Consider the following 23,111-nt stretch of genomic DNA (forward strand, 5'->3'; position numbering starts at 1 on the left):
GCAGATTTACAATTCGCACTGCGATCTCTGGCAGGGTTGGTTATTCGGGCAACAGCGCGGATCGGTACTATGAGGGGGCCATTGCCTTGGCATTGGGGACGAATCGCGATTCTGGCTGCGCCGTAGGGCTGCGAGCGTGTAATTGGCCCCTAAAAACAGTGTCCGCCAAATGAGCCAAAAACAGCCGCATATAAGGTGTATCGCCGTCGGTCTTCGGAACAGAATTTCAGAGCATATGGGTTCAGGGCATCGATTATTCTCACGCGAACGCGTCACGTATCCCAAGGTTGATTGCGCTTTTTAAATATTACTTTACAATTACTTAGATACAAGATGCGAACCAAGAAACGGCGCGGGGTTCGCATCCGAATTCCTCTCCGATCCTCATTTACTAAAAATTTAGTTTGACACATATGCAAAAAATCGCTGATGCTGAGCGCCATCCGGTTAGCGCCGGACAACCATAATCTTTGGGAGGAGACAGATGCGGAGACATCTACTTTCCGCAGTGGCGGCGGCTGCCGTCATTGCGGGGCACGGTCCCGTTTGGGCCGACGAAGCCGCAGCACAGCGTTGGATCGATGATGAGTTCCAGCCGTCCAGCTTGTCGAAAGACGAACAGATGGCGGAAATGCAGTGGTTCATCAAAGCTGCCGAACCCTATGCCGGAATGGAACTGAACGTTCTGTCGGAAAGCATCCCCACGCATTCCTATGAATCCGAGGTTCTGGCCAAAGCGTTCGAGGAAATCACCGGTATCAAGGTCAATCATCAGATACTTGGTGAGGGCGAAGTGGTTCAGGCCGTTCAAACCCAGATGCAGACCGGCCGAAACCTGTATGACGGCTATGTCAATGACAGCGACCTGATCGGCACCCACTCGCGCCTGCAACTGGCTTATAACCTCACCGAACAGATGGGCGGCGACTGGGCGGCGACAACCTCACCGACGCTGGATCTGGATGACTTCATGGGCATTCAGTTCACCACTGGCCCGGATGGCAACCTGTATCAGCTGCCGGATCAGCAGTTTGCGAACCTCTACTGGTTCCGCAAGGACTGGTTCGATGACGAAGCCAACAAAGCCGCGTTCAAAGAGAAATACGGCTATGATCTGGGCGTTCCGGTCAACTGGTCGGCCTATGAGGACATCGCCGAATTCTTCACCAATGACGTCAAGGAAGTCGACGGTGTGGCGATCTATGGCCATATGGACTACGGCAAACGCGCGCCTGACTTGGGCTGGCGTATGACCGACGCATGGCTGTCGATGGCCGGTGCCGGTGACGTGGGCGAGCCGAACGGTGTTCCGGTCGATGAATGGGGCATCCGCATGGAAGCGGGCACCTGCAATCCGGTTGGCGCTTCGGTGTCGCGCGGTGGTGCTGCAAACGGTCCGGCTGCGGTCTATGCGATCCGCAAATGGGATGAATGGCTGCGGGCTTACGCCCCTCCGGGTGCGGCGTCCTATGACTTCTACCAGTCGCTGCCCGCGCTTAGCCAAGGCAACGTGGCCCAGCAGATCTTCTGGTACACCGCCTTTACCGCCGACATGGTCAAGCCGAAGTCCGAAGGCAACAATACTGTCGACGACGAAGGCACGCCGCTATGGCGGATGGCGCCCAGCCCGCATGGCCCCTATTGGGAAGAAGGCCAGAAGGTTGGCTATCAGGACGTGGGGTCGTGGACCTTCCTGAAATCGACCCCTTCGGATCGTGCTCAGGCGGCCTGGCTGTACGCTCAGTTCGTGACGTCGAAAACTGTCGATGTGAAGAAATCCCACGTGGGTCTGACCTTCGCACGCGACAGCTCGGTCAATCACGAGTCGTTCACCGAACGCGCGCCCAAGCTGGGTGGTCTGGTCGAGTTCTACCGCTCGCCTGACCGTGTGGCCTGGTCGCCGACCGGCATCAACGTGCCGGATTATCCGAAGCTGGCCCAGATCTGGTGGCAGCAGATCGGTGACGTGAACTCGGGCGCGTTCACTCCGCAAGAGGCGATGGATCGTCTGGCCGAAGAGATGGACATCACCATGTCCCGGATGCAGGCGGCGGACGAAGCAGCCAATGTCTACGGCGGCTGTGGCCCCCGCCTGAACGAGCCGCAGGATCCGTCCTTCTGGCTGGAAAAGGCCGGTTCGCCCAAGGCGAAGCTGGAGAACGAAAAGCCGCAGGGTCAGACCGTCAACTATGACGAACTGGTTCAGCGCTGGCAGTCCCAGTAAACGCAACATCGTAGGCCGGGCTTCAGCCCGGCCTACCCCAAATACCCCACGAGTTTCCCCGATGATCGAACTACAGGACGCGACCAAACGGGTCGGCAACGTCATCCATATCAAGCCTACAAACCTGACGCTGCAAACCGGCCATTTCAATGTGCTGCTGGGCGCGACCGGCTCGGGAAAGACCTCGCTTATCAAGATGATGGCCGGGCTGGACCCGATCGCCTCGGGCAAGGTTTTGATGGATGGGCAGGATGTGACCCGGCTGAACACGCAGAAGCGGCAGATCAGTCTGGTGCACCAGTTTTTCGTCAACTACCCGCATATGAGCGTGTTCGACAACATCGCCTCGCCCCTGCGCGTGGCGGGCATGGCAAAGTCCGAGATCGAGGGCCGCGTCGAAGAGGCTGCCGACCTGCTGCAACTGCGTCCCATGCTGCACCGCCGCCCGCATGAGCTGTCGGGCGGGCAACAGCAACGTACTGCGCTGGCGCGGGCGATTGCCAAGGAAAGCCGCGCTGTTTTTCTGGACGAGCCGCTGGCTAATCTCGACTACAAGCTGCGCGAAGAACTGCGTGAGCAACTGCCCGACCTGTTTGCAGGACGCGGCGCAGTGGTGGTCTATGCCACATCGGAACCCGAAGAGGCCCTGCTGTTGGGTGGTCACACCGCCCTGATGGAAGATGGCTGCGTGACACAGTTCGGCCCCACCGCCGACATTTACCGCAACCCAGAAAACATCGCCGCTGCGCGCGTCTTTTCGGATCCGCCAATCAATGTGGGTCGGGTCAAAGTGACAGGCGCGATGGCGCAATTGGAAGGCGGCGGACGCTGGAATGTCTCGGGCATGGCAGATGGCGACTACTCCGTCGCCGTACGCCCGCATCGCGTGACTCCGTTCCGAACGTCGGAAGCGGATGTTGAACTGACGGGCCGGGTGATCGTGACTGAACTGTCGGGCTCAGATTCCAGCGCACATTTCCAGCATGGCGAGGATGCATGGGTCTCTCTGGCCGCAGGGGTACATCCCTACCGGGTGGGTGAGGACCACAGTTTCTACATGAACCCGGCCCATTGCCGGTATTTCGGCCAAGACGGCCAAAGGGTCGCGTGACATGGCTCAGATCAAGCTTTCAAACCTGCGGCACAGCTATATGCCCTCACCCAAAGGCCCTGAGGACTATGCGCTGAAGGAAATCGACGTAACCTGGCGCGACGGCGGCGCATATGCGCTGCTTGGCCCGTCGGGCTGCGGCAAGTCCACGTTGCTGAACATCATCTCGGGCCTGCTGACACCGTCTGAGGGGCAGATTCTGTTCGATGGTCAGGACGTCACCGCCCTGCCCCCCGATCAGCGTAACATCGCACAGGTGTTCCAGTTCCCGGTGATCTACGACACGATGACAGTGGGCGAAAACCTTGCTTTCCCGTTGAAAAACCGGGGTGTTGACCCGGCGACCATCAAACGCCGCGTCGATGAGATCGCCGAGATGCTGGACGTCACGGATATGCTAAACACCCGCGCCTCGGGCCTCAGCCCTGACAACAAACAGAAGATCTCGATGGGTCGCGGGCTGGTCCGCGACGACGTGAACGCGGTGATGTTCGATGAACCGTTGACCGTGATCGACCCGCATCTGAAATGGAAGCTGCGGTCCAAACTGAAAGAACTGCACCAGCGCGTGCAGGCCACGATGATCTACGTGACCCACGACCAGACCGAGGCGCTGACCTTCGCTGATGAAGTCGTGGTGATGCAAGACGGCGAGGTGGTGCAGATCGGCACACCGGTTGAACTGTTCGAGCGCCCTCAGCACACCTTCGTCGGCCACTTCATCGGCTCACCCGGCATGAACGTGCTGCCCTGCGAGGCCAAGGGCGATCGGGCCGTGTTCGAGGGCCACGAGGTCATGCTGGAAGGCCCGACCCATGGCGACGGAGGCCGCACCGATCTGGGCATCCGCCCTGAATATGTGGGCTTTGGCGATACCGGTATCCCGGCGCATGTGACCAAAGTTTCCGACATTGGCCGCCACTACGTCGTCAGCGCGATGGTCGGCAACACCGCCCTCAAAGCTGTCACGGAACATGAGGTTCCCGAACCGGGATCACAGGTTTTTCTGCAATTCAAACCCGAACAATCCCGCGTCTACCGCGACGGCTGGATCGCAACTCAGGAGCGGGCGCAATGAGAACGGAAAACCAAAAGGCATGGTTCTTTGTCCTGCCAGTTCTCGCACTGGTCGCGTTCAACGCGCTGGTGCCGATGATGACAGTGGTCAACTACTCGGTGCAGGAAACCTTCGGCAACAACCAGTTCTTCTGGGAAGGGCTTGGCTGGTTCGAACAAATCCTGCGGTCGGACCGGTTTCAGGCAGCGCTGGGAAGGCAATTCCTGTTCACCTTCCTGATCCTGCTGATCGAGGTGCCTTTGGGCATCATCGTCGCCCTTTCCATGCCGCGCAAAGGCTTCTGGGTGCCGGTTTGTCTGGTGCTGATGGCGCTGCCGATGCTGATCCCGTGGAACGTGGTCGGCTCGATGTGGAACATCTTCACGCTGCCCAAAATTGGTTTGCTGGGATATTTCCTGAATGACGTTCTGGGCATCAACTATGACATGACGCAACAGCCGATCTCGGCCTGGATCACGGTCATTGTGATGGATGTCTGGCACTGGACCTCGCTGGTTGTGCTGCTGTGCTACGCGGGGCTCGTCTCGATCCCGGATGCGTATTACCAAGCCGCCAAGATCGATGGCGCCAGCCCGTGGTCGGTGTTCCGCTATATCCAGTTGCCCAAGATGAAAACCGTCCTGACGATCGCGGTTCTGCTGCGGTTCATGGACAGTTTCAACATCTACACCGAGCCCTTCGTTCTGACCGGCGGCGGCCCCGGAAACTCGACCACCTTGCTGTCGATCGACCTTGTGAAAATCGCGCTGGGACAGTTCGACCTTGGCCCTGCGGCGGCGATGAGCCTGATCTATTTCGCCATCACTCTGCTGGTGAGTTGGGTCTTCTACACTCTGATGACAAAGGATGACGCGCAATGAAGAAGCGGTCCCTTATCCCGATCCTCTATATCGCGTTCCTGATGCTGCCGATCTATTGGCTGGTGGCGATGTCCTTCAAAACGACTAACGAGATCCTATCGGGCTTTTCCCTTTTTCCCCAGACCTTTACGCTGGAAAACTACATCACCATTTTCACTGATCCGACATGGTACTGGGGCTACATCAACTCGATCATCTACGTGACGATCAACACGGTGTTGTCGGTCTGTGTGGCCCTGCCTGCGGCCTATGCGTTCTCGCGCTATCGGTTCCTGGGCGACAAGCAGTTGTTCTTCTGGCTGCTGACCAACCGGATGGCCCCGGCAGCGGTCTTCGCGCTGCCCTTCTTCCAGCTTTATTCGTCGATCCACCTGTTCGACACTTATCTGGCTGTGGCGCTGGCACATACGCTGTTCAACGTGCCGCTGGCGGTGTGGATTCTGGAAGGCTTCATGCGCGGCATCCCGAAGGAGTTGGACGAAACAGCCTATGTCGACGGCTATTCCTTCCCGCGGTTCTTCGTGACGATCTTTTTGCCGAATATCAAAGCGGGCGTCGGCGTGGCGGCCTTCTTCTGCTTCATGTTCTCATGGGTGGAAATGCTGCTGGCAAAAACCCTGACGGCGGTCGAGGCCAAACCCATCGCTGCCGTGATGACCCGCACCGCTTCCAGCGCGGGGTATGAGTTAGGTCTGCTGGCCGCCGCCGGAACCCTGACCATCATCCCCGGCGCCATCGTCATCTGGTTTGTCCGCAACTACATCGCGCGCGGTTTCGCGATGGGACGTGTGTGAGGTTTGATATGCGTAAACTCCTTCTCACCCTGCCCTTCCTGTCCTCGATGGCATTGGCCCAGCAATCCGGATGGGGCAGTGTCGGCCAGCAAGAGGAAAAAGGCTTCTCGTGGACCGATCCCCTGTGGCCCGATTTCTGGATGGCCTGGACCCCGGCGACCTTGGCCCTGTTTGTCGGCATCTTCTCGGCCATCGCCCTGATCGGTATTCTGGAAGGCTTCAAATACCGCGACGGGATCGAACGGCGCGGGGTTTTGGGGCTGACAACCACGCTGGGTGATCGCCTGTTCATCACCCTGCTTGGATCGGCCTATATCTTCCTGGCCTGGCTGGGCTTGGTGGGTCAACCGGTCTGGACCCCGCTTTTCCTGTCCATCGGTTGGGGCATCTTCGTCTTCTGGAAAGTTTAAGCTTTGCGAAACAGCGAAAGGATGCTTGTCTGACAGGCAGACCAATCATGACGACACCGAGATCGATGCGTAAGAAAAAAACGACAAACCTGCTGACCGAAGTTGAACTGGAGTTCATGAACGAGCTTTGGGCGCTTGGTCACGGCTCGGTGCGCGATGTATTGGACCGCCTGCCCCCGGAACGGAATCTGGCCTACACATCAGGAGCCACGATCCTGCGTATTCTCGATGAAAAGGGATTTGTCGAAAGCCGCAAGGACGGCAAGACCCTGATCTACAGACCGCTTCTGGACAAGGACAGGTATCAGGCACGCTCACTTCAGAACCTGTCGCGGACGCTGTTTGACAACACGCCCGCTTCACTGGTCGCCCGGCTGGTCGACGATGAAGGTCTGAGCGAAACCGATCTGGAGGAAATTCGAGCACTGGTAGAGAGGAGACTGCAAAATGACCGCGGTTAAACCGGTACTCGACGCATTTCTGGAAATGAACATCGTGCTGGGCCTGTCGGCCCTTATCTGGCTGATCGCCCGCGCGGCGCTGGCCCGCACATCACTGCGCACCGGGTTTATCTCGCAGCTGCGCGCGTTCAAGGCGCTGTGTATTTGCGTTCTGGTCAGCCCGATCCTTGCACTTGGCGTTTCGGCACTGTCCAGTCTGGCATGGCCTGATCGGGGGTTTGCCCTTGGCGATATCGCGGTGGCCGCCTATCTGCGTGGCGACATTGCGATGCCTGCGACCCAGTTCGAAGCGTTGCTGAACACGCGCGAGCGTTGGGTCGATCTGGTGCTGTCCGGTCAATCCTCTGCCGTTACCGTGCTGTTGGCCCTGTTGGCGTGTGTCGCTGTCCTGCTGGCTTTGAGTGTCACACGCGACGCGCTTGCGATCCGCGACACGGTCACGTCCAGCTTTCTCTGGCGGCGATCCAACAAGGTCGATATCCGCCTGTCCGACCGTATCACCGTTCCTTTCGCCGTCCGCGGCCTGCGCCGCCGCCACGTGGTCTTGCCCAGTCACCTTCTGGACACCCCGCGCGAGCTGCGATTTGCACTGGCGCATGAGTTTCAGCACATCCGCGCAGGCGACGTCGAGTGGGAGTTGGGATTCGAACTTCTGCGCCCCCTGCTGTTCTGGAACCCGGCCTACCTAATCCTGAAATACCAGTTCGACCGCCTGCGTGAACTGGCCTGCGACCAGTCGGTTGTCGCGCGCAAGCGGATTGATACAAGGGACTACACGACGTGTTTGCTGGATTACTGCGCACGTTCGGTCGCCAAAGGCAGCCCCCGTGTGTTGCATGTCGCAATGGTCACAAGCGGAAACGCCAAGCGCGTGCTGCGACAGCGGGTCATCGCGTTGACCGACACTCCGACCGTTTCCGCGCCCTTGCCGGTGGCCTTTCTGGGACTGACGCTGATCTTCGCGGCCTTGTTGGCCTTGGGATCCGCTTCGATCCAACAGACCGGAGACTGGAGCCATGATCGCATCATGCTGTCAACGGTCGTGAATTTGGAGCGGCTGGAAGCCCGCAATCAGGGCAACTGACGCCGTTACCACCCTCGCCGCCCGAACAGCGAGTGGAGGCGGTTTTGATCCGCAAAAGGCTCAATCGCTTGCGATCTTTGCAGGCCCGAGACAACGCGCATCACCATCACCCAACTGATGACGGCGAAAATGACGCCGCCAAACGCCTGACCCAGCAAAACTCCGGGCGCGCCTGCCAGGTATGAGCCCAAGGTCGCAAATACCCAGGTTCCAACCGTGTGGCGGCCCCAGTTGATCCATGTGGAATAGACCGGGTGGCCCAGATTGTTGAAGCTGGCATTGGCAACAAAGATCACCCCGTTGAAGAACGACGCCAGGGCCAGCGGCCCGCAGAACAGGTAGATCAGCACGCGGGTCTCGCCCTGCGCCACAAACAGATCCGCAATGGGGGCACGCAGCAAAAACAGGATTGCGGCCATGCCCAGGACATAAATCGCCGTGAATTTGATCCCTGCCAGATAGGCCGCGCGAACCCGGTCGAACTTCTCGGCCCCGAAATTCTGGCCGATGATGGGCCCGATCGCGCCAGAAAGCGCGAAGATCACTGAAAACGCCACCGGCAACAACCGCCCGATCACCGCCATACCCGCGACCGCATCTGTCCCGTACTGCGCAATCTCACGCACGACAATCGCGTTGCCAATCGGCGTTGCCACATTGGTCAGAACAGCGGGGATCGCGATGGCACGCACGGGCCGAAGGTCGCGCCCGACCTGTTTCAACGAGGGGCGCGCAAAGCCCTGATGCACGCGCAATGCGGGCCACAACGCCGCCGCCAACATGCACACCCGCGCTACGACCGAGGCAATGGCCGCGCCGTCCAGCCCCAGCCCAACCCCAAAGATCAGGATCGGATCGAGCACCGCGTTGACAAGCCCGCCATAGATCGTGGCCATCATCGACCGTCTGGCATCCCCGTGCGCGCGCAGAACGGCCATTGCCGCCATGGCAATCGACATAACCCACATGGTTGGCAGAATGATCGAGACATAGCGGGTCGCCAGCCGCAAAACCTCGCCTTCCGCGCCAAGCAATGACAGCAAAAAGCTGATATTTAACAATACCAAACCTGAGGTAATTGAACCGACGATCAGGCCCAGTGTCGCCACGCTGGATGCGTAGTGCCGTGCTTGTTCGGGCCTTCCTGCCCCAAGCTCGCGCGCGACAAGCGCCCCGGCCGCGATAGACAAGCCGATATTGATCGCGTTGGTGAAAAACAGCAGCGTCCCGGCATATCCGACGGCTGCGGCCAACGCGTCATTGCCCAGCATCGAGATAAAAACCATATCGACGAAATCGACGGCAAAAATCGCCATCAAACCAATGCTGGTTGTCAGTGACATCCGCGTCACATGCCGCATCAGGCTTCCGTTCAGAAACACCGCCTCACGCGGGGAAGTATCGGCCAAGGTTCTGTCCCATTATTATGGTTTTGCAATCGTGTTCCGAAACGGTCCCAATGTGAAACACCTTATCCAAACTGAAACCGCTGTGTGAGGTTTTTGCGCCAAAGGGGTCTGATCACTTGGGGACTGGCGCACCTGCTTCAGATCGTTTCAAAACTCTGGCCACCTCACCCAGTTTTGATCGCCTGCGCCCACAAATTGCCTCAAAGGCGCACTAGCTCAGCCGCAGGTTGGTGCCGTTAAGGGAACGCCAACCTCCCTGGCTTAATCAATGAATTGAGACAGGGCGGTTTGTTAGGGGATGAGGTTTGGGTTAGGTCATGGCGAACTACTCGTATATCGGCTACGCGCCGGACGTTATTTCAGTGAACTTTGTCGGGCAGGATACGATCACACTGGCGGCCAGCTACAGCCCCGGCACGGATCGCAGGGTCTTTGATGTTCAGGACGACGCAGGCGGCACCATTCTGAACGGCGCGAATCCTTTGCCGGATGACGGCACCATCTTCAACGGGGACCGCTTCAATAACGAAAACGGAGATGACGCAACACAGACAGGTATTGTGACCAGTCTGGACGGTTCGACCACTTTTGGCAGCGGTGACATCTATCTTGAGGAATCCTATATCCTGACGGTACCCGGTGGCGACAACATCACGGTTTATGCCGTTGAAATCGAAGGCACGCTGGTTGGCTACATCACGTCCGAACCGTTGGATCCGGGGGTCACTTATGACATCCAGGTGGTCAATGTCACGCCAACCAACGCGCCTGACACGTCAGATCCAACCGCGATCATCGACGTGCCCTGTTTTGTCGCTGGCACCCTGATCACGACCCCTGAGGGACCAAAACCGATTGAATCTCTGTCCGCCGGTGATCTGGTCTGCACTGCCGATCACAGTGATCAGCCCATCCGCTGGATTGGCGCGTGCCAGTTGGATCAGGCGGCTTTGGCCGCCAAACCCAAGCTAAGGCCGATACGGATTGAAGCTGGCGCTTTGGGCAGCGGTTTGCCCCGTCGCGATCTGCTTGTATCGCCGCAGCACCGGATGCTTGTCCGCTCCCCCATCGCCACGCGGATGTTCGACGCGGCCGAGGTGTTGGTGCCTGCGCATATGCTGACCGAACTGCCGGGCATTGATTGCGAAGACACCGCAAGGAAGGTCACCTATTACCACATGCTGTTTGACCGGCATGAGGTCGTCTTTGCCGAAGGCGCACCGTCAGAAAGCCTGTTAACCGGTCCGCAAACCATGCGCAGCCTGCCGTCCGCCGCCCGCGCCGAAATCTTAGAATTGTTCCCGTTCCTACGGCTGCCGGGCTACGTGGCACACTCTGCGCGGCGCATCCCCTCGAAAGGGCGACAGGTCCGCAACATGGTGCAGCGGCACCTCAAAAACCACCGGTCCTTGGTCTGATACATGGTGCCCTACTCGGTTGATCGCGCGACCCGTGTCGCCCCGATCTGAGCCATGGCGATGCTCATCTCATCGCTCAGCACCTGCCAAAGCTGGTTGAGACCCGCCTCGCCCCCGGCGGCTATGGCGAATTGCAGAATGCGCCCAAAGAAGGTGAAATCAGCGCCGTTCCGGATTGCCTTCAACGCATCTTCGCCGGACCGCAGCCCGCTGTCGTAGAACAACGGATAGTCTTCACCGACCGCCGCGCGAATGTCGGGCAGAACCGAGAACGGGGCCGGTGCGCTTTCCAATTGCCGGGCCCCATGGCTTGAGACCTGAATTGCGTCCACACCGGCTGTTTTCAAAGCAACTGCATCCTCGGCATCCAGAACACCTTTGACGACCAGATGCCCCTGCCATTGATCCCTGAGCCTTGCCAGTGTGTCCCAATCGGCTTTGGCACGGCTTTCGGTTCGGTCGAAGGTGTAGCCCTCCATCAGGAAATTCGCCATCTGAGGCTTGCCACTTGCGAGGGTCGACAGGGACCAGCGCGGATGCAGGGCAAAGTCCAGAAACTGACGCGGACCCAGTCGGAACGGCATACGGAACCCATGCCGCAATTCGCGCGGTCTGCGTCCGACCTCGGGCACGTCAACGGTCAGGACCAGTGTCTCGTACCCAGCAGCCTTGGCCCGATCCACCAGCTTGGCGGTCCCCGACCCATCGCCACTGAAATACAGCTGAAACCAGGCGTTGCCTTCGGACACGTCCAGCATCTCTTCCATGGGCGTTGAGGCCACAGTCGAGACCCCCAAGGGCACCGAATATCGCGCAGACAGCCGCGCCAGCATCAGGTCGGCTCCCGGACCGGACAGGTTACACATGCCCATGGGCGCAATGCCAAAGGGACGTTGCGCGGGTTTGCCGAAAACCGAGCTTCCGAGCGAACGGTCACTCACATCCCGCAGGATGCGCGGGCGCAGGGTCATCGCATCCATTGCGGCGCGGTTGCGCGCAGCCCCGACTTCGGACCCCGCAGCACCGTCGATATAGTCGAACACCATCCAAGGCAAACGCCGCCGCGCAAGGCGGCGGGCGTCTTCGGCGCAGTGAATGGCGCTTGCGCCCATCAGGCCTGTACGGCCTTCATGAAACGGTCGCGGATCACCACCGGATCCATGGTGATAACCGGCATCTTGGCGTTGCCGCTCTCGCATTTGGCGACGATGATGGTCATCTGCTTGGCATCCAGCGCCTCTTGCAGCACACGGCCCGTGTCTTCGGCGGCGCATTCAATCACGCGTTCACAGCCCGCGGCCTGTGCCATTTTCGTCAACGAGGTCTTCTGGCCTGCATAGGTCGGCTGATCCCCGGTCGACCCGTACGAGCCATTGTCGACAATCAGCAGGATATAGTTATCCGCCACGTTGTTGGCGATGGTCGGCAACGTGCCCAGATTGGTCAGGATCGAGCCATCCCCATCGATCACAATCACCGGTTTCGGTTGCGACAGCGCAAGCCCCAAACCGATGGACGAAGCCAGCCCCATCGTGCCCAGCATATAAAAGTTGGTCGGCTGATCGTCGATGGCGTGCAGTTCCTGACTGGGGATGCCGATATTGCAGACCACCAGTTGGTCACGCAGGATTGGGGCGATTTCTTTCAGAATCTCGGAACGGATCATTGGTCGCCATAGCCTCCCCAGAAATTGGCATCGGTCAGGATGGCGACCGGCTTGTTGCACATGAAGGTGTATTTCAGGATCATGTCGAGCTCTTCGACATCCGATTGTTTGTGGAAATGGTAGGTCGGGATGTTCATCTGCGCCAACAGCGCTTTGGTGTGCACAGCCATCTCGACCTGGCAGGCCACAGGCTCGCGCAGCTCTCCGCGATACGAGATCAGCATGGGCAGCGGCATCCGGTAATACTGGATCAGCGTCGCCAGCGTGTTGATCGTCACGCCGATGGCGGTGTTCTGCATGATGATGGCCGGACGTTTGCCGCCCATCCAGGCACCGGCGCACAGGCCCATGCCTTCGTCTTCCTTGTTTGACGGGATGTGGAAGATGCCGTCGCGTTGGTCGATCTCTTCTATCACCCCGGCCAGTTGCTTGCAGGGGACGGTGGTCACGAACGAGATATCGTTCGCCACCAGATCGTCAGTGATCTTCTTGTCTATGTTCATGGTCCGGCTTTTGGTCCTGATTGGGGCGCGATAAGCGCGATTGAGGAATTCAGCCCCCGCGATGCACATGCACGGCGCAGGGGGCATGGCGAACGACGCGCGACGCGGTCGATCCCAGGAAATAGTCGCTGAGGTCGGGCTTATGAGAACCGATGACAATGCAATCCACATCGTTGCTGCCGGCATAGTCGATGATTGTCCGCGCGGTGTGGCCCTTCACGATCTCAGCGGTCACGCCGTCCAGCCCTTCGACCTTTTTCAGCAGCTCCAGACGGGCGCGCTGAAATCCTTCGGCGACCGCCGCCTTGTCGAGATATGCGCTGACCGAGCCCTGCGGCATCTCGTAGACATGCAGGGCGACGATCTCGGCCCCCTCTTCGGACAGCGCGCGGGCAACCTCGAGCGTGTGCTGCGAAATGCCGTGATCCAGCGCCATCGGGACAAGAACTTTTTTGTACATATCAAACTCCTTTTCAGCCCGGTCTATTGCCACGGGTCCAGGATAATCTTTGGCGCGGCAACCACGCCAGAGCGCAGATCGCGAAACGCCTGAGCGCCTTGGGACAAGGGTCGCGCTTCGGTCCAGTCCAGCAGGCCAAGACGGCCGTCGAAAATGGCCTGTGCCGTTTGGCGGAAATCTTCGGCGGTGTAGGTGTAGGTTCCGATGAACGTGACCTCTTGCAGGGTCATGCGGCGAATGTCCAAGCCACCTGTATCCTCACCCAAACCGACATGAGCAATAACGCCACCGGGTTCGGCGCAGGCCGAGGCGGTCGCACGGGTCGCTGCAAAGCCGACCGCGTCGATCACGATCGGATAGGTTCCTATGACGCCGTCCACGACGCGCAGGCCAAGCCCCAGCAGAAAGTCGCGCCGCCCCGGATTCGGTTCGGCCAGAGTGACCTCTTCGACGCCCATCGCGGTTAACGCCAGCGCAGCGGCCAGCCCAATTGCGCCGCCGCCCAGCACCAAGGCGCGCTTTTCGCTTGCCGGATGCAGCGCTGCGATGGCCAGCCGAACCGCATGCCAGCTAACCGCCAGAGGTTCGGCCAACGCGGCCTTGCTTAGCGGCACATCCTCGGGCACCTCGACCAGATTGCGGTCTGGCATGGTGACATATTGCGCAAAAGCCCCTTCGCGCGGGGGCATCGAAATGATCTGGCGGTTTGGGCACAGGTTTTCCCGACCCGACCTGCAGGCGGGACAGCCCCCGCAGGTGACCAGAGGGTTGACCGTCACCCGCGCGCCGTCGCGCGGGCCGCCGATGATCACGCCTGCGGCTTCGTGGCCCAGGATCAGCGGCGCAGGACGTCGCGCGTCATGCCCCAGATAGGCATGCATGTCCGAGCCGCAGATACCAACCGCCTCAACCCGGATCAGATGCTCGCCAAATTCCGGCACGGCATCCGGCACCTCACGATGCACAACCTGTTCGACACCTTCGTAGACAAGCGCTTTCATTTCGCTGTGAACCCCCCGTCCACCATGAGGATTTGCCCGGTAACATAATCCGACGCCTTCGAGCACAGAAACAGGATCGGCCCGTCCATATCCTCCATCCGCCCATTGCGCTGGATACAAGTCTGTGCGGCGTTTCGGGCGGCGCGCTCCGGGTCGTCGAACACGGCCTGCGTCAGTTCGGTCGGGAAGAACCCCGGCCCGATGGCGTTGGCGGTGATGCCGTGCGGCGACCATGCCTCGGCCATGGCGCGGGTCAACTGCCCGATCCCGGCCTTGGTCGCGCCATAGGCGATGCCACCCGGAAAGGCCCGTGTTGTTTGCAGCGAGGCAAAGTTCACGATCCGGCCCCAGCCTTTTTCCTTCATCGCGGGCACCATGGCCTGGCTGAGGAAAAACGGCGCGCTCAGGTTTAGGGCCAATGTCGCATCCCATCCCTTCTCGGTCACATCATCCGCCGCCTCGCGCGTGTTCACCCCGGCGGCGTGGACGACAATGTCTGGCGGGCCGAAGGGGGAAGAGATTTTGGCGACCAAAACCCCCATATTCCCTCGATCCGCAACATCGCCAGTCACTGCGGCGGCATTTGCCCCGATCTCATCGCACAGCTGAGACAACGCATCGGCCCGCCGCGCAACGCCTACCACCTTGGCCCCGGCCTGCGCCAGCACCAAAGCCACCCGCCGCCCCAGCCCCGAGCTTGCGCCGGTGACGCAGGCCACGCGCCCTGTCAGGTCAAAGAGCGAACGTGGGTCATCCATCTGCGGTCAGGTCGAATTGCTCATCCGGGAAATACTTGGCCAGCCGCACATCGGCGGCGCGGGCGTGGCCTTCCATCCCTTCCAGACGTGAAATGCGGGCGGTTGCGACTGCGATGGGCTTGGACCCTTCGCGCGTTGCCCGCTGCCATGTCACGATCTTCATATACTTATGTACGCTGAGGCCCCCGGTGTAGCTGGCCGCGCCCGAGGTGGGCAGAACGTGGTTGGTGCCGGTGGCCTTGTCGCCATAGGACACGGTGGTTTCCTCACCCAGAAACAGCGAACCATAGCAGGTCAACCGGTTCAGCCACCAATCCAGATCCTCGGCCTGAACGGTCAGGTGTTCAGGCGCATAGTCGTCGGAACAGGCTGCCATTTCCTCGCGATCTTCACAGACAATCACCTCAGCATAGTCGCGCCACGCGGCGGATGCGTTTTCGCGGTTCAGTTCCGGCAGGTCTTCGATCAGCGCGGGCACAAGCTCCATCACCTTTTGCGCCAACGCCCGATCATCGGTCACCAGCCAGACGGGCGAGTTATAGCCGTGCTCGGCCTGACTGACCAAATCGGTCGCGACCACATGCGCATCTGCGCAGCTATCGGCAAGGATCAGGCTGTCCGTCGGTCCCGCGATCATGTCGATGCCGACCTTGCCATAGAGAATACGCTTTGCCTCGGCCACGAACTGGTTGCCCGGCCCCACAAGAATATTCGCGCGCGGCAAGCCGAACAGGCCATAGGTCATCGCGGCCACGCCCTGCACACCGCCCATTGCAAGAATACTGTCGGCCCCGCAGATATGCGCAGCGTAGACAATCGCAGGGGCGACACCCTCGCCCGGACGCGGGGGCGAACAGGCCGTGATGTGGCGGCACCCGGCTACCTTGGCCGTGGTCACCGTCATGATCGCGCTGGCGATATGGCTGTAGCGCCCGCCGGGCACATAGCACCCTGCCGCATCCACGGGGATGGCTTTTTGCCCCGCGACAACGCCCGGCACGATCTCGGTCTGCACATCCGACACAGTGGCCTTTTGCGTTTCGGCAAAGCGGCGCACGTTGTCATGGGCAAAGCGGATGTCGGCCTTCAGCTTCTCGGGCACCAGCGCGATGGCGGCGTCGATCTCGTCCTGAGTCATCAGAACGTTACCCTCGAACTTGTCGAACTTCGCGGCGTATTCCAGCGCCTTCGCATCGCCACCCACCTCGATATCGGACAGAATGGTCTTGACCGTATCGTGAACCTCGGACGCATGAGATTGCGCCGTCAGGGTTGCCTTTTTCAAATAGTCACGCGGCATATTCAGCAGATCCTATTGGTAGATTGCAGGAAGCAAAGTGGTTGAAACGGCTGGTACATAGGCGATCAGGATCACCACGATCAGCATGGTCAGTACAAAGGGCACAGCACGAGCAGCGATTTTCAGGATCGACTCTCCGGTAATGCCCGAAACAACGAACAGGTTCAGACCCAGCGGCGGGGTGATGAAACCCACGCCAAGCGCAGTGATCATCATGATGCAGAACTGAATCTCGTTCATGCCGATATTGTCTGCCAGAGGCTTCAGGATCGGCGCAAGGATCACGATGTTCGGTGTCGTCTCCATCACACAGCCTGCGGCGATCAGGATGCCGATCATCAGCAGGATCAGCAGGTAGGGATCGTCGGTCAGGTTGGTCACGGATGTCACAAAGCCCTGCGGCACGCCCATGATCGCCAGCGCCTCGGCCAGCGGGGCCGAGAAGGCGATGATCGGCAGGATCACCCCGTTCACCTTGGCTGAGCTGACCAGCATCGATGGGAAATCAGCCAGCGTCAGCGTGCGTAGGATGAAGCCCATGATAATGGTGACGACAACTGCGGTCGCCCCTGCCTCGGTCGGCGTCAAACGGCCCGAGAAGATTCCGTAGAAGATGATGCCCGGCACGATGAAAGCATACCAGCCGGATTTCAGGGCCTTGCCCAGATTGGCCAGCCACTCACCCATCGTCATCATGCCGCCGCCTTCGTAGGCATACAGGCGGTTCATGATGATGTTGGTGATCAGGATGGAGACCAGAATGGCCAAGCCAGGGATCAGTGCCGCAAGGAACAGCGTCGAGGCCGAAATCCCCAGCACTAGGCCAATGATGATATAGGCAATCGATGGTGGGATCAGGATGCCGGTACAGGCCCCTGCTGCCACCAGCGCGCAGGCGTAAGGGCGCGGGTAGCCGCTTTCGACCAGACGGTTGATGGTCATCCGGCCTACGGCGGCGGCCCCCGCCGCGTCCGAGCCTGAAATCGCCGCGAACATGCCGCAGACCAGAACGGTGGCTGATCCGAAACCGCCCTTTGCGAAGCAAGTTAGTGCTTCGGCCACGTCCAGGAATTTTCGCGACAGACCGGTGCGAACCAGCACGTCTCCGGTCAGGATGAACAGCGGCACGGCGGTCAGGGCAAAGGCATCGATGCCGGTGAACAGGCTTTCGCCCACAAGGCTCAGCGGCAGGTCGCCGGACATGACCAGCATGACGATCGCGGCGGTGCCAATAGCGGCCCAGACGGGCACGGCCATGGCGATCAGGCCAACGAACAGAATGACGGGCAGGTAAAAATCCCAGCCAAGTTCAACGGTTTGATTGAGGGAATTCCAAAGCATTGCGGGTCTCCTCAGTCAAACAGCTTGTCGCCTTCGAAGACGGGCGTGCCGTCGCGAAGGGATTTCAGATCACGCATCAGGGATTGGATCAGCCGCCAGATCATCAGCGCAAATCCGGTCGGAACCGCCATCAGGAACCAAACTTTTGAGACCCGCAGACCATCCGTTACCGATCCGAACTTGGCCGAGACATGCACCGCCTCGTAGGACCAGTAGAGCGCGATAACCGCCACAACGAACATCACCAGATCACCGAAGATATACAGCAGTGCCTTGGGCCGCTGCGGCAGGTAATGCATGATCACATCGATGCGGATATGCGCGCGCTCTTTCACGGCGGCGGCGGCCCCGATCCAGGCGAGGTAGATAAAGGAATACCGGACGATCTCTTCGCCCCAGATCGAGGAATAGGCGAAAATCTCGCGCCGCAGAACCTCGATTGCCATGGTGATGACCAGCATCACGTAGAACACTAGCAGCAGCCAGCGCTCGGCATCCCGGTCTATTTTCTGAAGTACAGTCATGTCCGGTCCCAATTCTTGGCAGCACTTCAGAAGGCAGTCACGCTAACCGCTTCAATATGCTGTTTATTGTGGAGCAAACGGGCGCGCCGCAGCGCACCCGCCTAGATCGCTTTAGGCGTCGTGGACGTAGTATTTGCCCTGCGTACCGGCCGCTTCGACAAGCTTCTCGAAGTTGTCCATCGACCCGGCCAGCTCGGTCTTGAACGGATCCCAGTCGGCGTTCTGATAGCCGCCTGCGTCCTGCCATTCGGCCAGTTGATCGTCGCTGAGCGAGTGGAACTGCACGCCCGCCTTGTTCAGTTCGGCCATGGCATAGGCGCGCGCAGAAGGCACCTTGGACAGATTCTGGTGGCTCGTCATCTCCGAGCCCCACATGATGCCTTCCTGCACATCGGCGGGCATCGAGTTGAACCATTCCAGGTTACAGGAATAGACCTGACTGTCCGGCACCGCCTGGGTAAAGGTCACGTGGCTGAGGATGTCCTTGAAGCCAAAGACAAACAGCGCGCCCACGGACGGGTCAAGCGCATCCGCCACGCCCTGCTTGATGGCCGAGGGGGTCTCACCCCATGCCACCGGCGTCGGGTTGGCACCGACCATGCGGTAATACTGCTGCAGCATTTTCGAGCCCGGCACGCGGAACTTGATACCACTCATATCGCCCGGGGTGAGAACGGCATCGCCGCCCTGACGCACCGCAACCACGCGCGGGTCGATGACAACATAGAACAGCGCCTTGAAGCCCGCAGCCTCGACCTTGGGATGCACTTCGTTCTTCCAGGTGTCCGAATGGACCAGGTTGGTGAACCGCTGGTTCGAGCCACACAGATATGGCATGTTGATCAGGTCGACGGTCGATGCAAACGGCGCAAAGTTCGACAGCGAGTGCTGCGCGGCCTGAATGGTTCCGCCCTGCACCTTTTGCACCAGCGAGCCACCTGCGCCCAACTGCCCGCCCGGAGCAAGCTTGACATAGACCTTGCCATTGGTGGCGTTCTGGATGTTTTCCTTCAGGTCCAGCTGCATGATCGGATAGCTGCGCGACGCGCCCAGCACATAGGCCGTTGCTATGGTCATCACGTGATCGGCTGCCTTTTCCCGCTCGCTTTCTTCCTTGGCGGTCTGCGCTGCGGCCTCGGACGACCAAAGCACCCCGCCTGCCCCTGCGACCAGCGCCGCCGTGAACGCCCCACTGGCGCTGAGTTTCAGAAAATTGCGACGTTCTGCGGACGCCAGCTCGTTCTTGTCGTTGTTCATAAATTGCCCTCCCAAGCAAAAAATTCAGCCGCCGTTTTCGGTGTCCCGGTCGGCCTCCTTTTTCAGAATTGCGACAACGAACAGGATCGACGCCGCGAACAGGACCAACATCTCTCCGACATCCCCAAGAAACGCTGCGTTCGAGAAAGCACCCAACGCAACATTCGCAAAGTAGATGACGAATACGACAATCGAGGCTGCAAGAAACATTTCCGGGACTCCTTATAGAATCGGCCCAATTCCATTTGTAAGCGCTTACATCATAAATGCAAGCGCTTACATTGATGCTTTCACATGCGCTTGGAACGGGGTAGAGTTAAGAGAAATCGAAACCTGAGTTTGAAGATGCCAAAACCCCATTCCGCGCCAACCCTGGATGACGTCGCCAAAAAGGCGGGTGTGTCCACGGCAACGGTGTCGCGATGCTTGAACAATCCGCAGCGTGTGGTCGAAGCGACCCGCGCCCGGGTGATGACGGCGGTTTCCGACCTTGGATATACGCCGAACTTCGCAGCGCGTGTCATGGCAGCCAAGCGTTCATTCACCATAGGCGCGATCATCCCAACGATGGAAAACGCAATCTTTGCCAGAGGGTTACAGGCCTTTCAGGAGGAAATTCACAGCCAGAGCTACACCCTGCTGGTCTCCAGTTCCGCTTATCAGCCAGAAGCCGAAGAAGAGCAGATCCGCACCCTTGTCGCGCGCGGCGCGGACGGGCTGTTGCTGATCGGACATGACCGCGATCCGCGCATTTTCGACTATCTGGAAACGCAGAAAGTTCCGGTGGTCGTAGCCTGGTCATTTGCCGCGAACCAAAGCGCCCCGTCGGTCGGGTTTGACAACCGTCAGGCGATGCAAGCCTTGGCGGAACAGGTGATAAAACTGGGCCACACGCGCCTTGCCGCCATATCCGCGCTTACCAAGGGCAATGACCGGGCGCGGTTCAGAATCGAAGGGATACGGGATGCGATGCGGGCAAATGGCCTGCCCGAGACCTCTCTGTCCGTGATCGAGACGACCTATGAAATCGAAAACGGCGCCGACGCCTTCGGGCGGCTTATGTCCCTGCCCCAGCGCCCAACGGCTGTTTTGTGCGGCAATGACGTGCTGGCCGTTGGTGCGGTGCGGCAAGCGCAGAAAATGGGTATCTCAATCCCGGATGAAGTTTCCATTACAGGGTTCGACGATATAGAGCTTGCGCGGATCATCACCCCTCCGCTGACAACCGTGCACGTCCCCCACCGAGAGATGGGCCGCAAGGCCGCCGCCGAGCTTATTGACATGATCGAAACACGATCTTCCGGGACTTCACTGCGGTTGGACACCACCGTCGTCACCCGCCAGTCGCTGGGGCCAGCGCAAGCTACTTTCCCATAATCGACTTGCGCCTTTTCTGCATCCGATCATTCGCCTCGACGGTGCCATCGTGGAACGAGCCGAACCATTTGTCCCACGGCATTTCGAGCGAGCCGTAGTTGCATTCAAAATACCGGTGATGCATTTGATGATGGAACGTGCCCAGCGCCAGCCGGTTTTTGTCTTTGATTACAAGTCCTTGAAACCCGGTATGCGTCGTGACCGCCGTCAGCGTGTAATATTGCAGGTGTAAGATAATATGCAGCGGATGCGCGCCGATGACGAAATGGATCAGGACGGACCCCAGATAAATCGCATGCTCTGCCGGGTGCATCGACAGGCCGGACCACGGCCCCACATTGATATTCCGGTGATGGACCGAATGGATGCGTTTATACAGAAACGGAATGTGGATCAGCCGGTGGATCCAGTAGAAATAAAAGCTCTCCCATAGTGGGATCAGCAGGAAGATCGCAACAAACCAGATCGGGTTTGCAGCCCAACCGACATACGGGACAAAGCCGTTTGCCATCGACCAGAACATCAGCACTTCGTAAGCGGTCCAGAAAAACACGCCGGAACCGAGCGTCCAGAACATATTGTCCCGCACCTGACCGCCCAGAGTGAACTGTTTGCCCTTCAACATCAGGGGCCGGGGGTCGTATTTCAGCCGATCGCCTTGGGCCGAATACCTGTAAAACCACAGGTGCAGCAGCCCGGCGATGCAAAAGATCAGCACCAGATTGCGAACATAGATTTGCGCGATCCAGCCGAACTGTAACTGCGTCGTCTCAGCCAAGGATGGGCTGAGCCACAGGTAACAGGCGCAGGAAATCAGCAGGATAATCAGCTTTTCCGAGATCAGCAGCCAAGAGTCCCAGACCCAGCGCAGCATCCGGACCGGCCTGAGCGGCCAGGTGAAAAAGGGCGAGACCTGTATCGGAACCTCGGGCATGTGGTTCCAGCCTTTAAGCTTTGCGTCAGACATAAGCGCAATCCCGGTGCGATGACCCGATCAGTGTGGCACGAAGCGACGCCCTGCACCAAGGACTAGCTTGATACGCCCGCGCTAACCGTCGACTCCGCTGGGCAAGGTTCTGAACTCGTTCTCCATCCAGCGGTGTTTTGCCCCGATGGGGTCGCAATAATTGGTTTGGATCAGTTTACCGAGGACGCGGTGGATCAGCAGAGAAGTCGATCTGGGATACACATCCGTGGTGAACAAGGACACCGTGCGCACAAAATTCCGCCCCGGAAAGGGTTGTGCATTAATGCTGTCATGAAACCGCCGCGCGCGCCGAAAACTGGCCGCCGTGGTCACCGCCCAACCGCTACCTTCGGCCACAAGCCCGACGATGGACTGATTGCATTCCAGCTCAAACCGGTTGGGCAGGTTGTACTTGCTGCGCGTCAACTGAATCTCGATCTGCTTCCCGATGGTATAATCGCGGGAATAGCGCAGGAAAGGCAGGTCCGAGTCGGGTTTCAGCACATCCTCAATCGATCCACCGAAGGATTTGGGCAGAATGACAATGAACGGATCCCGCAGCAGCGGGTATTCGACCAGCCCATCGGTCTTGCCCGGTGGCCGGGTCGCCACGCCGGCATCCAGTTTGTGTTCCTGCAGTTTCGCGATGATTTCGTGGCTGGGGCGGGTGAAATGGCGGAAATTGCATCGCGGCAGGGTTTGGGCGAGATAGCGAAACAGTTCGGGCGCGACTTGATTGTCGAAATCGTCGATCAGCGCCAACCGTAAAGAGGTCGCGTGCAGCCAGTTTCCGGATCGGATTTCCGCCTCTCCCCGTTTCAACACGGTCAGACCTTCGCGTACGTATCGAGCGAACACCTCTCCGGCGGGGGTCAGGCTCATGGGGCGTCGGGTGTGGTCGACCAGATCAATCCCCAACGCGGTTTCCAGACTTCGCAAATGGTTCGAGACGGTGCTGATCGACAACCCGGTTTCCGAGGCCGTCTGTTGGATGGACCCGGATTTGGCAATCAGCTGGAACACCTCCAGCCAGCGCAGGCTCAGCGATTTCGACATAGGCGCCTCCTCCGGCCCCGTTCTTTCGGTAAAATCGAAACAGAGAATCGTC

At 59.4% G+C, this 23,111-nt stretch carries 24 protein-coding genes; 10 read left to right on the plus strand and 14 right to left on the minus strand.

Features of this window, described 5'->3' with window-relative positions:
• Positions 1 to 484: 484 nt before the first annotated feature.
• The 8 genes from ACR0E6_RS06615 to ACR0E6_RS06650 all read left to right on the plus strand — a co-directional run bounded on the left by ACR0E6_RS06615 (position 485) and on the right by ACR0E6_RS06650 (position 8,022).
• Positions 485 to 2,224 carry an ABC transporter substrate-binding protein gene (locus tag ACR0E6_RS06615; RefSeq protein ID WP_170451615.1) on the plus strand — a complete coding sequence of 580 codons (1,740 nt, stop codon included), beginning with the start codon at positions 485 to 487 and terminating at the stop codon, positions 2,222 to 2,224.
• Between the two features lie 61 nt (positions 2,225 to 2,285).
• Positions 2,286 to 3,335: an ABC transporter ATP-binding protein gene (locus tag ACR0E6_RS06620; protein WP_170451617.1), complete on the plus strand. Its 1,050-nt coding sequence runs from the start codon at positions 2,286 to 2,288 to the stop codon at positions 3,333 to 3,335.
• 1 nt (position 3,336) lies between these two features.
• On the plus strand, positions 3,337 to 4,413 hold the full coding sequence (locus ACR0E6_RS06625; RefSeq protein WP_170451619.1) for an ABC transporter ATP-binding protein: 1,077 nt from the start codon (positions 3,337 to 3,339) through the stop codon (positions 4,411 to 4,413).
• The gene (locus ACR0E6_RS06630) at positions 4,410 to 5,273 is read left to right on the plus strand and encodes a carbohydrate ABC transporter permease (RefSeq protein ID WP_058280832.1); all 864 of its coding nucleotides are present in this window, start codon (positions 4,410 to 4,412) and stop codon (positions 5,271 to 5,273) included. Before ACR0E6_RS06625 ends, ACR0E6_RS06630 begins: the two co-directional genes overlap by 4 nt.
• Entirely contained in the window at positions 5,270 to 6,067 is a 798-nt protein-coding gene (locus ACR0E6_RS06635) for a carbohydrate ABC transporter permease (RefSeq protein ID WP_058280831.1), read from the plus strand. The genes ACR0E6_RS06630 and ACR0E6_RS06635 overlap by 4 nt, the downstream gene beginning before the upstream one ends.
• Positions 6,068 to 6,075: 8 nt before the next feature.
• On the plus strand, positions 6,076 to 6,477 hold the full coding sequence (locus ACR0E6_RS06640) for a DUF2160 domain-containing protein (RefSeq protein WP_480581741.1): 402 nt from the start codon (positions 6,076 to 6,078) through the stop codon (positions 6,475 to 6,477).
• A 65-nt stretch (positions 6,478 to 6,542) separates the two neighbouring features.
• A complete protein-coding gene (locus ACR0E6_RS06645) occupies positions 6,543 to 6,938 on the plus strand; it encodes a BlaI/MecI/CopY family transcriptional regulator (protein ID WP_170451622.1) in 396 nt (131 codons plus the stop codon).
• Positions 6,925 to 8,022, plus strand: coding sequence for a M56 family metallopeptidase (locus tag ACR0E6_RS06650; RefSeq protein WP_480581743.1), 1,098 nt, complete (start codon positions 6,925 to 6,927; stop codon positions 8,020 to 8,022). The genes ACR0E6_RS06645 and ACR0E6_RS06650 overlap by 14 nt, the downstream gene beginning before the upstream one ends.
• A gap of 5 nt (positions 8,023 to 8,027) precedes the next feature.
• Here ACR0E6_RS06650 and ACR0E6_RS06655 read toward each other — a convergent pair whose 3' ends face one another.
• Complete coding sequence (locus ACR0E6_RS06655; RefSeq protein ID WP_480581745.1) at positions 8,028 to 9,431, minus strand: MATE family efflux transporter; 1,404 nt, start codon at positions 9,429 to 9,431, stop codon at positions 8,028 to 8,030.
• Positions 9,432 to 9,748: 317 nt separating this feature from the next.
• Between ACR0E6_RS06655 and ACR0E6_RS06660 the strand changes: the two genes are divergently transcribed.
• The gene (locus ACR0E6_RS06660) at positions 9,749 to 10,849 is read left to right on the plus strand and encodes a Hint domain-containing protein (protein WP_170734480.1); all 1,101 of its coding nucleotides are present in this window, start codon (positions 9,749 to 9,751) and stop codon (positions 10,847 to 10,849) included.
• Positions 10,850 to 10,860: 11 nt separating this feature from the next.
• On the opposite strand, the gene ACR0E6_RS06665 is transcribed toward ACR0E6_RS06660, so the two are convergent.
• The 11 genes from ACR0E6_RS06665 to ACR0E6_RS06715 form a co-directional block, all read right to left on the minus strand.
• Complete coding sequence (locus ACR0E6_RS06665; protein ID WP_480581747.1) at positions 10,861 to 11,961, minus strand: alpha-hydroxy acid oxidase; 1,101 nt, start codon at positions 11,959 to 11,961, stop codon at positions 10,861 to 10,863.
• Entirely contained in the window at positions 11,961 to 12,515 is a 555-nt protein-coding gene (comE, locus tag ACR0E6_RS06670) for a sulfopyruvate decarboxylase subunit beta (RefSeq protein ID WP_170630348.1), read from the minus strand. The genes ACR0E6_RS06665 and comE overlap by 1 nt, the downstream gene beginning before the upstream one ends.
• Positions 12,512 to 13,018, minus strand: a complete 507-nt coding sequence (gene comD, locus ACR0E6_RS06675; RefSeq protein ID WP_170451631.1) for a sulfopyruvate decarboxylase subunit alpha — start codon at positions 13,016 to 13,018, stop codon at positions 12,512 to 12,514. The genes comE and comD overlap by 4 nt, the downstream gene beginning before the upstream one ends.
• Before the next feature lie 49 nt (positions 13,019 to 13,067).
• Positions 13,068 to 13,478, minus strand: coding sequence for a universal stress protein (locus tag ACR0E6_RS06680; RefSeq protein ID WP_170517663.1), 411 nt, complete (start codon positions 13,476 to 13,478; stop codon positions 13,068 to 13,070).
• Positions 13,479 to 13,501: 23 nt separating this feature from the next.
• Positions 13,502 to 14,479, minus strand: a complete 978-nt coding sequence (locus tag ACR0E6_RS06685) for an alcohol dehydrogenase catalytic domain-containing protein (RefSeq protein WP_480581749.1) — start codon at positions 14,477 to 14,479, stop codon at positions 13,502 to 13,504.
• Positions 14,476 to 15,237, minus strand: coding sequence for an SDR family NAD(P)-dependent oxidoreductase (locus tag ACR0E6_RS06690; protein WP_480581751.1), 762 nt, complete (start codon positions 15,235 to 15,237; stop codon positions 14,476 to 14,478). The genes ACR0E6_RS06685 and ACR0E6_RS06690 overlap by 4 nt, the downstream gene beginning before the upstream one ends.
• Positions 15,230 to 16,537 carry a histidinol dehydrogenase gene (gene hisD / locus ACR0E6_RS06695; protein ID WP_480581753.1) on the minus strand — a complete coding sequence of 436 codons (1,308 nt, stop codon included), beginning with the start codon at positions 16,535 to 16,537 and terminating at the stop codon, positions 15,230 to 15,232. Before hisD ends, ACR0E6_RS06690 begins: the two co-directional genes overlap by 8 nt.
• A 12-nt stretch (positions 16,538 to 16,549) precedes the next feature.
• Entirely contained in the window at positions 16,550 to 17,878 is a 1,329-nt protein-coding gene (locus ACR0E6_RS06700; protein WP_170451642.1) for a TRAP transporter large permease, read from the minus strand.
• A gap of 11 nt (positions 17,879 to 17,889) precedes the next feature.
• A complete protein-coding gene (locus ACR0E6_RS06705; RefSeq protein ID WP_170517654.1) occupies positions 17,890 to 18,402 on the minus strand; it encodes a TRAP transporter small permease in 513 nt (170 codons plus the stop codon).
• A 111-nt stretch (positions 18,403 to 18,513) separates the two neighbouring features.
• On the minus strand, positions 18,514 to 19,659 hold the full coding sequence (locus ACR0E6_RS06710) for a TRAP transporter substrate-binding protein (RefSeq protein ID WP_170451646.1): 1,146 nt from the start codon (positions 19,657 to 19,659) through the stop codon (positions 18,514 to 18,516).
• A gap of 24 nt (positions 19,660 to 19,683) precedes the next feature.
• Complete coding sequence (locus ACR0E6_RS06715; RefSeq protein ID WP_170451648.1) at positions 19,684 to 19,869, minus strand: hypothetical protein; 186 nt, start codon at positions 19,867 to 19,869, stop codon at positions 19,684 to 19,686.
• A 135-nt stretch (positions 19,870 to 20,004) separates the two neighbouring features.
• Here ACR0E6_RS06715 and ACR0E6_RS06720 point away from each other — a divergent pair, with 135 nt between their 5' ends.
• Entirely contained in the window at positions 20,005 to 21,036 is a 1,032-nt protein-coding gene (locus tag ACR0E6_RS06720; protein ID WP_480581756.1) for a LacI family DNA-binding transcriptional regulator, read from the plus strand.
• Here ACR0E6_RS06720 and ACR0E6_RS06725 read toward each other — a convergent pair.
• A complete protein-coding gene (locus ACR0E6_RS06725) occupies positions 21,023 to 22,003 on the minus strand; it encodes a sterol desaturase family protein (RefSeq protein ID WP_480581758.1) in 981 nt (326 codons plus the stop codon). The genes ACR0E6_RS06720 and ACR0E6_RS06725 overlap by 14 nt on opposite strands.
• An 81-nt stretch (positions 22,004 to 22,084) precedes the next feature.
• Positions 22,085 to 23,059 carry a LysR family transcriptional regulator gene (locus ACR0E6_RS06730; RefSeq protein ID WP_170734472.1) on the minus strand — a complete coding sequence of 325 codons (975 nt, stop codon included), beginning with the start codon at positions 23,057 to 23,059 and terminating at the stop codon, positions 22,085 to 22,087.
• Between the last annotated feature and the right edge of the window lie 52 nt (positions 23,060 to 23,111).

It is taken from the genome of Ruegeria sp. AP12 (assembly GCF_056540025.1).